This is a genomic window from Deltaproteobacteria bacterium (assembly GCA_005879795.1).
Taxonomy (GTDB): Bacteria; Desulfobacterota; Binatia; order DP-6; family DP-6; genus DP-6.
The window spans coordinates 1-12,187 of sequence record VBKJ01000054.1 but is presented as its reverse complement, the minus strand read 5'-3'; the positions used below and the strand labels follow the sequence as shown (position 1 = coordinate 12,187).

At 68.3% G+C, this 12,187-nt stretch carries 15 protein-coding genes and 1 pseudogene; 2 read left to right on the top strand and 14 right to left on the bottom strand.

What is annotated here, in order from left to right; translation table 11 throughout:
• The coding region (locus E6J59_02915) for an ATP-dependent acyl-CoA ligase (GenBank protein ID TMB22980.1) at positions 1-277 on the top strand (277 nt) is incomplete at its 5' end.
• Positions 278-304: 27 nt separating this feature from the next.
• Here E6J59_02915 and E6J59_02910 read toward each other — a convergent pair.
• The 6 genes from E6J59_02910 to E6J59_02885 form a co-directional block, all read right to left on the bottom strand.
• Positions 305-643 (bottom strand): hypothetical protein, encoded by a 339-nt coding sequence (locus E6J59_02910; protein ID TMB22979.1) that lies wholly within the window; start codon positions 641-643, stop codon positions 305-307.
• Positions 640-1,878: a beta-ketoacyl-ACP synthase II gene (gene fabF / locus E6J59_02905; protein ID TMB22978.1), complete on the bottom strand. Its 1,239-nt coding sequence runs from the start codon at positions 1,876-1,878 to the stop codon at positions 640-642. The genes E6J59_02910 and fabF overlap by 4 nt, the downstream gene beginning before the upstream one ends.
• Positions 1,875-2,858: a beta-ketoacyl-ACP synthase III gene (gene fabH, locus E6J59_02900; protein TMB22977.1), complete on the bottom strand. Its 984-nt coding sequence runs from the start codon at positions 2,856-2,858 to the stop codon at positions 1,875-1,877. The genes fabF and fabH overlap by 4 nt, the downstream gene beginning before the upstream one ends.
• Before the next feature lie 5 nt (positions 2,859-2,863).
• Positions 2,864-3,103, bottom strand: coding sequence for an acyl carrier protein (locus tag E6J59_02895; GenBank protein ID TMB22976.1), 240 nt, complete (start codon positions 3,101-3,103; stop codon positions 2,864-2,866).
• Positions 3,104-3,198: 95 nt separating this feature from the next.
• Entirely contained in the window at positions 3,199-3,927 is a 729-nt protein-coding gene (locus E6J59_02890) for a Crp/Fnr family transcriptional regulator (protein ID TMB22975.1), read from the bottom strand.
• 59 nt (positions 3,928-3,986) lie between these two features.
• Entirely contained in the window at positions 3,987-4,898 is a 912-nt protein-coding gene (locus E6J59_02885) for a glucose 1-dehydrogenase (protein ID TMB22974.1), read from the bottom strand.
• Between E6J59_02885 and E6J59_02880 the strand changes: the two genes are divergently transcribed.
• The gene (locus E6J59_02880; protein ID TMB22973.1) at positions 4,815-5,906 is read left to right on the top strand and encodes an LLM class flavin-dependent oxidoreductase; all 1,092 of its coding nucleotides are present in this window, start codon (positions 4,815-4,817) and stop codon (positions 5,904-5,906) included. The two genes, E6J59_02885 and E6J59_02880, sit on opposite strands and share 84 nt — an antisense overlap.
• A gap of 184 nt (positions 5,907-6,090) precedes the next feature.
• Here the strand turns inward: E6J59_02880 and E6J59_02875 are convergent, their stop codons facing one another.
• From E6J59_02875 to E6J59_02840, 8 genes and pseudogenes are all read right to left on the bottom strand, one after another.
• Positions 6,091-7,632 (bottom strand): hypothetical protein, encoded by a 1,542-nt coding sequence (locus E6J59_02875; GenBank protein ID TMB22972.1) that lies wholly within the window; start codon positions 7,630-7,632, stop codon positions 6,091-6,093.
• A gap of 140 nt (positions 7,633-7,772) precedes the next feature.
• The gene (locus tag E6J59_02870; protein ID TMB22971.1) at positions 7,773-7,988 is read right to left on the bottom strand and encodes a hypothetical protein; all 216 of its coding nucleotides are present in this window, start codon (positions 7,986-7,988) and stop codon (positions 7,773-7,775) included.
• Positions 7,989-8,146: 158 nt separating this feature from the next.
• Positions 8,147-8,578: an SMI1/KNR4 family protein gene (locus E6J59_02865; GenBank protein TMB22970.1), complete on the bottom strand. Its 432-nt coding sequence runs from the start codon at positions 8,576-8,578 to the stop codon at positions 8,147-8,149.
• Positions 8,579-8,723: 145 nt separating this feature from the next.
• Positions 8,724-8,918, bottom strand: a pseudogene (locus E6J59_02860) (hypothetical protein).
• Between the two features lie 176 nt (positions 8,919-9,094).
• Positions 9,095-9,637, bottom strand: a complete 543-nt coding sequence (locus E6J59_02855; GenBank protein ID TMB22969.1) for a hypothetical protein — start codon at positions 9,635-9,637, stop codon at positions 9,095-9,097.
• A gap of 120 nt (positions 9,638-9,757) precedes the next feature.
• Positions 9,758-10,666 (bottom strand): endonuclease/exonuclease/phosphatase family protein, encoded by a 909-nt coding sequence (locus tag E6J59_02850; GenBank protein TMB22968.1) that lies wholly within the window; start codon positions 10,664-10,666, stop codon positions 9,758-9,760.
• A gap of 441 nt (positions 10,667-11,107) precedes the next feature.
• Positions 11,108-11,398 carry a hypothetical protein gene (locus E6J59_02845; GenBank protein TMB22967.1) on the bottom strand — a complete coding sequence of 97 codons (291 nt, stop codon included), beginning with the start codon at positions 11,396-11,398 and terminating at the stop codon, positions 11,108-11,110.
• Positions 11,399-11,528: 130 nt separating this feature from the next.
• Positions 11,529-12,095 carry a hypothetical protein gene (locus E6J59_02840; protein TMB22966.1) on the bottom strand — a complete coding sequence of 189 codons (567 nt, stop codon included), beginning with the start codon at positions 12,093-12,095 and terminating at the stop codon, positions 11,529-11,531.
• Between the last annotated feature and the right edge of the window lie 92 nt (positions 12,096-12,187).

Below are 12,187 nucleotides of genomic sequence, written 5' to 3'. Positions count from 1 at the left end.
GATCGAGAAGACGCTGCGCGAGCACCCGCGCGTCGCCGAGGTGGCGGTGATCGGCGTGCCGGACCCGGTGCTCGGGCAGGAGATCAAGGCGGTCGTGGTGGCGAACGGGCCGGTGACGGGAGCGGAGCTGGGCGCGTTTGCGGCGGCGCGCCTGGCGAAGTTCCAGGTGCCGCGGCTCTGGGAGTTCCGCGCCTCGCTGCCCAAGACCGCGACCCAGCGGGTGGAGAAGTACAAGCTGCGTGACAAGGCGGCCGCGAAACGGCCTCCCCTGGGATAGGTCCTTTGCCGGCGAGGTGGGAGGACCCTACTGCCCGAGCAGGCCGGCTGCCAGGGCAGCCGGATCGTGGCGCGGGAACGCGCAGGACAGCACGCGCGTGCCGCGCCCCACGGCGAACGCCGCCGTGACCTCGACGTGGCTCTTGCCCGGCAGGCTGACCAGCGTGAGCCGGATGCGAGGGCCCTCGGCGTCCCCGATGGCGGTGCGGAGGAGCCCGCGCACCGTGCGGTAGGTGGCTCGACCGGGCGCCGGCAGGAAGACCGCGTCGGCCGCCCCGAGCCGCACCTCGAGGCCGCGCGCCCGAAGGCGCTCGCTCTCCGCGCCCAGCACGCGGGCGAGAACGCAGTGGAGGCAGGTCCGGGTCACGCCGCCGCTCCGAAGACGAGCGCGGCGTTCGTGCCGCCGAAGCCGAAGGAGTTCGAGAGCGCGATCTCGAGGCTCGCCCTGCGCGCATGGTGCGGAACGTAGTCGAGGTCGCACTCGGGATCGGGCTCGTCGAGGTTGATGGTCGGCGGGACGGTCTGCTTGCGGAGCGCCAGCACGGTGTAGATCGCCTCCACCGCCCCGGCGGCGCCGAGCAGGTGGCCCGTCATGGACTTGGTCGCGCTCACCGCGAGGCGTGGCGCGTGCGCCCCGAAGACGGCGTGCAGCGCGCGCGTCTCCGCGACGTCGCCCTGCTTCGTGGAGGTCCCGTGCGCGTTCACGTGCTGGACGGCGCTCGGCTCGATCCCGGCCGCGGCGAGGGCGGCGCGGATCGCCCGCTGCGCCCCGCTCCCGTCGGGTGGGGGCTGCGTGATGTGGTGGGCATCGGCGCTCGCGCCGTAGCCGAGCACCTCCGCCTGCACCGGCGCGCCCCGGCGCCGCGCGACCTCCTCCGCCTCGAGGACGAGGACGCCCGCGCCCTCGCCGAGGACGAACCCCGAACGGCGCGCGTCGAATGGCCGCGACGCCCCCTCCGGCGGCCCCTCCCAGCGGGCGAGCGCGCGCATCACGGCGAACCCCGCGACCGCCGTGGGCGTGATCGCCGCCTCCGCCCCGCCGGCCACGACGACGTCCTGGCGGCCGCTCCGGATCATCTCGAACGCTTCGCCGATCGCGTGCGCGCCCGAGGCGCAAGCCGTGGTGATCGTCATGTTGACGCCGCGCGCGCCCAGGCGAATCGCGATCTGCCCCGGGGCCAGGTTCCCGATCACGGCCGGGATGAAGTACGGCGAGACCTTCCGCGCCCCGCCCGCGGTGAGTGCGTCGTGGTTCTGCTCGATGCCCGGGAGCCCGCCGATGCCGACGCCGATCACGACCCCGACCCGATCGGCGATCTCCTCGCTCACCTCGAGCCGCGCATCGCGCACCGCCTGGGTCGCCGCCGCGATGGCGTAGAGGATGAAGAGGTCCATGCGGTCGCGCTCGCGCGGGTCCACCCAGTCCTCGGCGCGAAAGCCGCGTACCTCGCCGGCGATCCCGCACGGGAAGCTGCGGGCGGCGAAGCGGGTGATCGCGCCGATTCCCGAGCGGCCCGCTTGCACGGCCTCCCAGTTCGCCGGCACGCCGACGCCGAGCGGCGTCACCATGCCGAGACCGGTGACGACCACGCGCCGCCTCATGCCCGGCTCCAGCGGAGGATCGCCCCGCCCCAGGTGAGGCCCGCGCCCGCGGCGGTCAATCCGATCAGGTCGCCGGGCACCAGATGGCCCGCCACATCGGCTTCCGCGAGCAGGATCGGGATCGAAGCGGCGCCGGTGTTGCCGTAGCGCTCGACGTTCATGCGGAAGGCGGCGAGCGTCACGCCGAGCCGCTCCGCCACCCCGCGCAGGATGCGCGCGTTCGCCTGGTGCGCGAACACCCAGCGCAGGTCCGCCGGCCGCACGCCGGCGCGCTCGGCCGCGGCGGCGAGCGCGGCGGACATCGCCTCGACCGCGGCCCGGAACACCTCCGGGCCGTTCATGGCGATCTTGTGCCGGCGCGCGGCGATCGCGGCGTGGTCGGCCGGCTGCCGCGATCCTCCCGCCGCGATGAGGAGGTCGCCGGCCCGGCGGCCGTCGGCACCGAGGTGCGTCCCGAGGAGCCCCCCGCCGTGGCCGAGGACCACGGCGCCGGCGCCGTCACCGAAGAGGATGGCGGTCGTGCGATCCCCCCAGTCGACGTGACGCGTGAGCGCGTCGGCCCCGATGAGGAGCACGTGCCTCGCCCCTCCGGTCGCGAGCGCGTGGTCCGCCAGGGTGAGCCCGTAGATGAAGCCCGAGCAGGCTGCGTTCAGGTCGAAGGCCGCCGCGCGCCGCGCCTCGAGCGCCGCCTGGACGAGGCAGGCGGTCGACGGCATCGGGTAGTCCCCGGAGCAGGTCGCCACGATGACGAGGTCGAGGCTCGCCGGCTCCACCCGAGCACGGGCCAGGGCCATCCGCGCCGCGGCGATCGCCAGGTCCGAGGTCGCGAGGCCCGAGCCGTCGAGCGTGCGGCGGGTCCGGATGCCCGTCCGCGAGACGATCCACGCATCCGAGGTGTCGAGCGACGCCGTGAGCTCGTCGTTGGACACCTCACGCTCGGGCAGGGCGAAGCCCGTCCCGAGCACGGCCGCGCCCGGCATCGGCGCTAGGCCGCGAGCTTGGCGCGCACGAGGGCGAGCGCGTCGCCGAACGTGCGCAGCCCCTCGGCCTCGTCGTCGTCGATGCGCACCCCCAGCTTCTCCTCGAGCGCCATCATCAGCTCGACCACCGCCAGCGAGTCGGCGCCGAGGTCCGCAACGAGATCGGCCTCGGGCCGTAGCTGATCCGGGGAGATCTTCAGCGTCCGTGCGACCAGGTTGGTCAGCTCTTGCGTGAGGTCTTCCATGGCGCAATTTTCTACCAAGCGGAACCAGGGGCCGGAACGCGGCGCGGTGCCGAACGACACATGCGAAGCGCGTCTCGTGTGCCGGAGGGCACATCTCACAGGCTCAGCTGGCGCGCGAAGCGGCGCGTCAGGACGAGCCGGCGACCCGTCATCTCGAGCTTGCCGGCCCGGCGGATATCCGCCACGCAGCGGCTCACCTTGGCGCGCGAGCCGACCACCAGCTCCGCGAGGTCCGCCTGCGTGAGGGGCAGATCGATGAGCACGCCCGCCGGATGCGGCTGCCCGAAGTCGTGGGCCAGGATCTCGAGCTCGTGCACCAGCCGGTCCCTCAGCGGCATGGTGAGCAGCAGGCACTTCTCGTAGAGCAGCCGCGACAGCGCCCGCCAGCTGTACGCCATGAGCTGGAGCGCGCGGCCGGCCGGGAGGCCGGCGACGACGCCGTTCATGACCTCCTGACTCATCATCGCCACCACCGCGGGCACGTGCGCGACCGCCGAGAACTGCCGCGGGCCGGGGCGATCGAAGAGGGACGCCAGGCCGAAGAACTGGCCCGGCCGGGCGATCTGCACGAGCACCGGCACGCCGCGACGGCCCTGGCACAGGACCTTCACCGCCCCGCCGACCAGGAAGTTGACGAGGTCGTGCGCGTCGTCGGCGGCGAAGATCTGCTGGCCGGGCCGCCAGTGCGTGATCTGCGAGCGCGCGACGATCGTGTCGATGGCGGAGGCCGTGAGGCCGAGCCGGGTTGCGTGCTGGCTGAGCAGCGCGCGGAGCGTCGCCTTCGCCGGCGTGGCCGCCGTCGCGATGCGGGGAGCGATGGCCATGCGAAAGACCCCTGATACCAGCTTCGCCCACGTCCCGCGATACCGTCGCGGGGTTGCCGCTAGCCGCCGTACGGCGGCAGCCCGGTGATCCCGAGCCCGCACATGAGCCCGCCGTCGGCCACGATCGCCGCCCCCGTGATCGCCGACGACTCGTCGCTGGCGAGGAAGAGCGCCACGTTCGCGATCTCCTCGGGCCGCAGCAGGCGGCCGATCGCATGCTGGGCCGCCAGGTCCTCCCGTGACCGGCGGCTCACCTGCGCGAGCAGGCCGAGCATGGGCGTGTCGACCACGCCGGGGCAGATGCAGTTGGCGCGGATGTTCTTCCGCCCGTACTCGATGGCGACCGTGCGTGTCAGGTTGATGATGCCGGCCTTGGCCGTGCAGTACGGCGCCGCCATCATCTCCCCGAAGAAGCCCTCCACCGACGATGTGCTGATGATCGACCCTCCGCCGCGCGCGAGGAGCGCCGGGAGCGCGGCCCGCATGCCGTAGAAGACGCCGGTCAGCATGACCCGGAGGCTCAGCTCCCAGACCTCGGGCTCGATCTCCGCCACGTATCCGCCGCCGGTCAGCGCCGCGTTGTTGTGCATCACGTCGAGCCCGCCGAAGCGCGCGACCGCGAAGGCGACCGCTGCCTCGAGGTCGGCGAGCGAGCTGACGTCCGTGTGCCGATGGGCGGCGGCCGCGCCGAGCGCGCGCGCCACGCCCTCGCCCGCCTCGTCGTTCACGTCGGCGATGACGACCCGGGCACCCTCGGCGACGAAGCGGCGCGCGGTCGCCGCCCCGATGCCCGAGGCGCCGCCGGTCACGATGGCCACCTTGCCGTCGAGCCTGCCCATGCGCTTCTCCTTGTCACGAGGGGCGCACCCGTGTAAACAAACGGTCGTTTGCCTACCCTCGACTTCGGCCTCTTCTACGAGATCCCCGTCGCCGCCCCGTGGCACGAGCGGAGCGAGCGCGACGCGTATCATCGGGTGATCGCCCAGGCCGTGCTCGGCGAGCAGGTCGGCTTCTCGCACTTCTGGACGGTCGAGCACCACTTCCTGTCCGAGTTCTCGCACTGCTCCGCGCCCGAGGCGCTCTACGGCGCGGTGGCCGCGCGCACGAAGACGATCCGCATCGGGCACGGCGTCCGCCTCCTGCCCTTCCCCTACAACCACCCGATCCGCGCCGCCGAGATGGCGGCCCTGCTCGACTGCGTGTGCGACGGGCGCCTCGAGTTCGGCACCGGCCGCTCCGCGACGCGCGACGAGCTCGAGGGCTTCGGCATCGACCCGAACGAGACGCGCGGCATGTGGGAAGAAGCGCTCGACGTGATCGTCGGGGCCTGGACCACCGACGTCTTCTCCTGGGAGGGGACGCACTTCCACCTCCCGCCGCGGCGCGTGCTGCCAAAGCCGCTGCAGAAGCCGCACCCGCCGCTCTGGATGGCCTCGACCAGCCCCGCGAGCCACGAGATCGCCGGCCGGAAGGGGCTCGGCCTCCTCTCCTTCACGATCGGCGTGCCGCCCGAGGAGCTGGCGAGCCGGATCGCGCTCTACCGAAACGGCCTGAAGGAGGCGCGGCCCGCCGGGAAGTTCGTGAACGATCGCGCCGCCACCTTCACCATGGTCCACTGCGCGGAGACCGACGCGGAGGCGCGCCGCAACGCCGCCGAGTCCGTCATGTGGTACTTCCGCCGGAGCATCGAGCTGATCGGCTCCGTCGCCGCCTGGCAGGAGGGCCGGGAGCTCGGCAGCTACGACTACACGCGCATGCTGCGCGCGCTCAACTTGAGCGACGTCACCTTCCCGCTCCTCGACGACATGGACGCCGTCATCGTGGGCGACCCCCAGACCTGCATCCGGAAGGTGAAGCGCTACCGCGAGGCGGGCTGCGATCAGCTCCTCTGCTTGATGCAGCCGTACGACATCCCCGCGGATGCGGTGACGCGGTCGATCGAGCTGTTCGGGCGATATGTCATTCCGGCGTTTCGGTGAGGTGCGAACACGGGGGCATGTCTAGCCGGCCCTGAATCAGGCTATCGGACGGGTTCGACCGGTTTGTGTGATTGAGGCGCCGCGGGCTCCATCGCCGTGTTAGGCCGCAACTTGGCGGGCGACCGCCCGCTCCAGTGCGGCTGCGTTCGTCGTGGTACGCGAGCAACCACATCGGTGCCACGCGCTACACGCCAGCCGCTACCCAAGCGGCGACGTGTTCGCCCAGCATCATGCAGGTGAGCGCGGGCACCGTGCGAAGGGCGAGGGGCACGATCGAGGCGTCCACCACGCGCAAACCCTCCACATCTCGGACCCGGCAGTGCTCATCGACCACGGCCAGCGGGTCGCCGGCCGGGCCCATGCGACAGCCCCCGAGCAGACTGGTGCGGCTCTGCGTCCCCATACGCAACAGGGCGTCGAGCCGGTCATCGTCGGCAACCAGGTCGTCGTCCACCAGCGCGAACCCCATGACGGTGGCGGTGAAGGCGGCGTGGTTAGCGATCTCCCAGGCGTGTCGATACGCCGCCCGCATCCGGTCGAGGTCTCCCTCGGCGGTGTAGAAGCGGAGATCAACCGACGGGGGCTCAGTCGGGTTGGGCCCGCGGAGCACCACGCGGCCCCGCGAGGCGATGCGCATGTCGCCGACCATCACGAGGTTGGCGACCGGGGCGCCAATCATGGCGGCGAGCGCCGGGCTGGGGCCGTTGACCAAATCCACCCCGGCGAACAGGCACAGATAGAAGGCGTGGTCGGGCGTGTGGCCGGGAAAGGCGGCCAGGCGGGCCACGAGCTGCAGGGTCGGACTATCGGCGGCTCCGCCGGCGCCGGCGGCGGGCATCACCGGGATCACCGCCCCGGGTTGGTCAACGAGGCCGGTGCCCACGCCGGGGAGATCGACCAGCGGCAGCACGCCCACGCGGCGCAGGTCCTCCGCGGGGCCGATACCCGAGCGCAGCAACAGCGCCGCACTGAAGGGCGCCCCGGCGCAGAGGATCACTTCGTGGGCGGCGATCACCTCCCCACGAGCCTCGACGCCCACGGCGCGGCCCGCCCGGATCACCACCCGATCGACCGTCACCCCGCCCCGCACCGTGAGGTTGGGGCGGGCCCGGGCCGGCGAGAGATAGGCGAGGTTGGTCGACATCCGCACCCGCCCCCGGCGGTTCTGCGGGTACGGGCCGATGCCCATCGCTTTGGGGGAGTTGAGGTCCTCACAGAATGGGTGTCCGGCGGCCAGGGTGGCATCGAGAAACCCGGCCATGGGTGGGAGCAGCTCATCGCGGCTCCAGCGAGTGATGGGGATGGGGCCAGCGGCCCCATGGTAGCCGCGATCGCCAAACTGCTGATCGGCCTCGAGCCGACAATACGAGGGCAGCACCCGCTCCCAGCTCCACGCGGGCAGGCCCAAACCGGCCCAGGCGTCGAAGTCAGCCGCCGGGGCCCTCACCACGCCGGCGCCATTGGTTTGCGACGAGCCGCCGACGACCTTGCCCCGAGGCAGGAGCCCTTCGCGCTCGCCACAGATAGTCACCTGCAAGTTCCAGTCGTGGCTCCCGAAGGGAGTCTTGTAGCTGTCGCGCAACGGCTCGGGCAGAGCGGTCTCGTCCGGGTAATCGGGACCGGCCTCGAGCACCAGCACTCGACGCGCCGGGTCTTCGCTGAGTCGGGCAGCCAGAATGGCGCCGGCGGTCCCCGCGCCGACGATCAGGTGATCAACGCTGGTCACGCACGCACCATCCGGCACAAGGCTCCGGCGAGCAAGATCATGCGTTCGTCTTCCTTGCGGCCCTACGACCAGGCGCTGAGCGGCCGGCGCCCTGGCGTTCGCTCCAACGACGGCAGTTCATGCCGGTCCGCTCCAGCGCCTTAGACTGCACGCTTGCGAGAACCTCGCCCAACAAGCCGGCGAAGAGCTCGGTTCACCGAGGCCGAATCTCGGAACACTTTGGCCACGTCCGGCTCGAGCTTGACGAGGTTGGTGCCCTCCGCGAACCGACGAGCATACTCTCCCCGAACTCCGCGTGAGAAGTCGTACTCGGGCAGGGGATCTCGTCCTCGGTACTTAGCCTTGGCCTTCCTCATAGTCGTGTCTCTCCGCCGGCGTCGCGAGCCTGGCGCTGATGAGGCGGATAGTATCCGCCTGTTCGGATATGAGCGACAACTACGAGGCGATGTTGCTCGGTCATGCCGAGTAGTACCCACCGTTCTTCATCCTCGGAATACTCTGGGTCAGGTAGCAGTCACAACACGGGGTACGGGCACGGGTCGGAAAGGTAGCGCGTGAAGAAGTCACCCAAGGACGTCGCCGCAGGCCCATCCTCCTCGGCGTAGACTGACACCGCCCCATTGGGTCGCAGACGGAGATAGAATCGCCACGAGTCAATCAGGAAGTCGGCAAAGGCGATGTCGCGGTACTCGCCACAATCATCAACCCCAGCGCGCGTGTCATTCTCCGATAGCACGCGCTCGATGGGCCAGAAGCTAACTTCGTGATCGTCCGACGCGAAGTCGACCGTGCCGTCCGCCAACTCATAGAACTGACGAAGTTCGTCGGGAACGGGCCATCCGATGAACTCCGCCAGCGAGGCTAGATCCTGATCAGTAGCGGGCGGATTGAGCGGAACCCCTGTACTCCGCCACCAAGTGACTGCACTTTCGATGGAATCGCTCACGCCTTGCCGGCTAACGGAAGGGCGTTGAGCGGCGAGCGGGACGCAGCGCTTGGTCGTGATGCACTGGTCGTCCGCTCGTCCGCTCCAACGCCGTTAGACGGGCGCGCGCGCTACTCTCTGAAAGAAGTATCCGCGCGGCGAGCCGTCATACTTCCCGCGGCGCATGCAGCAGTTCTTGAAAGCGGCGGCTCGAGCCGCACGGGCATGGATCGTTACGGCCGAGCTTCTCTTCGAGCTCTTTATGGCCGTGGACAATCTGGCGGCCTCGCTTGACCTTCGCCTCGGAGGGGAAGCCCCTGCGGCGCTTGCTGGTTCGCTCAAAAGCGGTCGAGCGCGTCGAAGTCTACTGGCTTGCGCATGGTCCACCTCCACGTCTCCGAATCCGTCTCAGTCTAGCGAAGCTGAGTGGTTGATGTCGAGAGGAGATCTGGTTGCTGCCTGGCGGTGGCCGTCTAACCGATCCGCGGCTCAGCCCCCCCGCCTGATCCCGTCTTACCACTCCTTCCTTCAGCCGCGTCAAGCCTTCACCGGCCGCGGGCCGCTGCGGGTTAGACGGGCCTCCAAAGTTTCCTCGACGAGCTTTTGAACCCGTTCGCGTTGCCCCCGACCCATCCGCCAGCCGACAGTTACGAGTGTTATGCCAAAGGTTAGCATGCCGAGCGCGAATAGCACGGCGGCACCGGGCCCGAGGTCTCCGCCCCTGCTTCCCGTGACCGATCTTACCGTGATCAGCCCGCCGACGAGCAACACGAACGTAAACCAAACTACCATAAATCCCAGCACAAGGGTGTGGGGGCGAAAGCGTCCGCGAACTACCGTCCTCCCGCCGTCCCGGGCGAACGAGCCGTAAAGGTAGGGCTCGAAGGAGTTGTGGACGAAGGCCGGTCCCTTCGCAAACAAGCGAAAGGACGCCTCGCCTACCCTACTGTAAACGGTCCCGCTCTCGCCGAAACGAAACCAGCGTGAGGCCGACTCCTTCTCTGTGGCGCGCTCGAGCCGCGACTTGCACTCCGGTATCGCTAGATCGGTCTGCCAGGTGAACTCAGGCGCCAGCCGCATCGAACCCCTCTAACGGATCGGCGGTTCAGCAGCCGCCGCGCTGCAAGGTAGCACGATCTGGCTAAGGGACGACAACGCACCACCGGCCGCGGGCTGCTGAAGCCGCAAGTTAGGCGGACATCACACCTTGAAACAAGCAGAATCTGTTTGGCTACCGTCGTTCGGAACTGCTTCGTGACATCCAGTGCGCGGAGTAAACACGCCGATGACCGGTAGATGGTCGCTCCGACCCCCGTTTCGAACTTCGGCGCTCTGCAGCTCCAATGCCTGATCATACAGAATGTGATCGTAGCTAGCCTTCAGCGTGATGAAGCCGATTGGCCAGCGCCACGTATTCGCCCGCGGCTCGAACTGCGGCAAGGCATTCCGAAACCCGAGAGCTTCGAGCCAACGGACAGCGCGTCCGTGATCGCCTTCGTTAAAATCGCCAACAACGAGCGTACACAGCTTGGTGTCGAGCGCAGTAGCGTACGAGCGAATCTCGTCCTCGCGAACAGTCGGTGTGGAAAAATGTCCGACTAAATAGCTGCCGCCAATAGTTCGCGGTGGACGAAGGTGAACGTTCAGCACCTGCAGCGGACCGATCGGGGTCTCTAAGACCGCTCTTGCCGCCGGGAACCAGTCTACACGAGGTAGCTCCTCGACCGATTCGATTGACCACCTCGACAAGATCGCCGCTCCCGCGGCATACCCATCGTCACCGTAGTAGACTTGATGCGGATATGCGGCAATCAAGTGCGACTGTAGCGAGTCTTGCCAGGGCCGATTAACCTCTTGCAGGAACACGAGATCGACTTTCGACTCCTCGATCGCTCGTAGTGTTTCGGGATCGCCCGGGTCGCTGAAGTCGACATTGTAGGTCATTATCGACACACTATCAGACGGCAGCGGCCGTGCTGGGAGCCGTGTCGGCTTCGCGCAACCCGCCGCCACACCCAGCACAAGTATCATCGGTGTGGCAAAAGATCGAAGGGTCATGGAAGGCTGGCTCCGAGAACAGATTGTCAGGTCGCCTAACGTCACTGGCATTGAGCAGCCGGCGCAACACCGCTCGCCGTTCGCACGGCCCAGCGCGCCGGCGCGCTCCAATGCCTATTATAGTTGGACGGCTTGGCTCTGCCGGTGGCAACGAGACCAACCTGTCCTCGTTGAAACGCTCGCTTCTCACAGCGAACGAGCTCGCCGGAACGGAATTCCCATACTTCGCAGTCCGGATCGGGGTCGGGTGACAAGATCCGATAGACTCCAAGGGCAACGAGCTCGGCTTCGACAGGCCGCCAAGTGTCCACCGCTTCGTCAGGCATGTACACGAAGATCTGGACAGTTGCCGCCATCCCCAAGTCTTCGCTCACTCCGTCCAACAGCTCGGCGGCTCAGCGGCCGCCATGCCGGACCGTAGCACGAACCAAGCTGCGCCCGGGCGCGCCACCACCGGCCGCGGGCCGCTGGAGCCGCGAGTTAGACCGCGGATCACCATTCGGCAGGCCATCCTTGGTAGACCGCCTTGATCTCATCAACGAGCTTCCAAATTGGTCGTCGGAGTGAAAAGGAGAAATCGCCGCCGAAGTACAAGGCGAGCCGGTGCAGCATCTGGTCGGGGTCGGTACCGACCGCGTCCAGGAGGGACGCCTCGTCCGTCAGGAGGAACGGCTGAAACTCCGGGTCGGGCTCGACGATGTTTATCAGAAGCTGGACCTCGCGGGCGCGTTGCTTCGTTTCCGTTTCATCAGCGATCTCAATCCTGCGTGGTGGTCTCGTCATTAGCGCCTTGGCTACGCTCCGCTGTCTAACGTTCGGCGGTTGAGCGGCCGGCCGAGCGGGGCGCTCGACTCCGGTCGGCCGCTCGCCGGCCGGACCGCTCCCAACCGCTGGTTAGGTGGCGCCATGTTCACTACAGACCGAAGCAATCCATATACCGGCTCCAGATGTCTTCCTCGTAGCGCAGGGCATACTCCTCCGCATAGCCCTCTCCGCGCCCCGTACCGCGCTTACGCCGCGTCGTCATCCTGTCATGGTGGTGTCCGAGCTCATGCAGAAGGATGTGAAGGAGCTGGTACGCCCGAACCGTACTCTCTGAGAACTTACAGAGGTAACGGTCACCGGTTGGCTCGCACGGCACCCCCAACCGCGCAAAGATAGGCTTGTGCTCATCGTAGTACGATGAGCTAACCACGCACCATGGATCCTTCGACCAAGCGCAGATACCGACGACACCAAGGTCATACCAGCCTTCCGCATTCCCCCGCGCAGAGGAGAGCAGGATCGCATCGAGACCCTTTGACAATTCGGCCCAGTCTGGAAGCAGTTCGATAAAACCCACAACGTGTCGCTTACCGAGATAGTGACGATGGCCGGGACCCGGACGCTCCTTGTCGATGACCGGTATGACCTGAGGGGTGTTCCAGTAGGTAGCAGTAGGTACGTGGTTGTGCTTCTTCTGCACGACGCCGTCGATCACGCGCGGGTTCGTCTTTCGGTTCTGAGGATTTCGCGTGCGGACGTTCATACCTGCCACCTAACAACTCGGCGGCTGAGTGGCCGCCAGGCTGC

What these genes read in the sequence shown, in the direction of transcription:
- E6J59_02870 (TMB22971.1), bottom strand. Translation starts at nt 7,988, where the DNA reads ATGAGGAAGGCCAAGGCTAAGTACCGAGGACGAGATCCCCTGCCCGAG.
- E6J59_02850 (TMB22968.1), bottom strand. Translation starts at nt 10,666, where the DNA reads ATGCCAGTGACGTTAGGCGACCTGACAATCTGTTCTCGGAGCCAGCCT.
- E6J59_02895 (TMB22976.1), bottom strand. Translation starts at nt 3,103, where the DNA reads ATGGAAGACCTCACGCAAGAGCTGACCAACCTGGTCGCACGGACGCTG.
- E6J59_02845 (TMB22967.1), bottom strand. Translation starts at nt 11,398, where the DNA reads ATGACGAGACCACCACGCAGGATTGAGATCGCTGATGAAACGGAAACG.
- E6J59_02890 (TMB22975.1), bottom strand. Translation starts at nt 3,927, where the DNA reads ATGGCCATCGCTCCCCGCATCGCGACGGCGGCCACGCCGGCGAAGGCG.
- fabH (TMB22977.1), bottom strand. Translation starts at nt 2,858, where the DNA reads ATGCCGGGCGCGGCCGTGCTCGGGACGGGCTTCGCCCTGCCCGAGCGT.
- E6J59_02855 (TMB22969.1), bottom strand. Translation starts at nt 9,637, where the DNA reads ATGCGGCTGGCGCCTGAGTTCACCTGGCAGACCGATCTAGCGATACCG.
- fabF (TMB22978.1), bottom strand. Translation starts at nt 1,878, where the DNA reads ATGAGGCGGCGCGTGGTCGTCACCGGTCTCGGCATGGTGACGCCGCTC.
- E6J59_02885 (TMB22974.1), bottom strand. Translation starts at nt 4,898, where the DNA reads ATGATACGCGTCGCGCTCGCTCCGCTCGTGCCACGGGGCGGCGACGGG.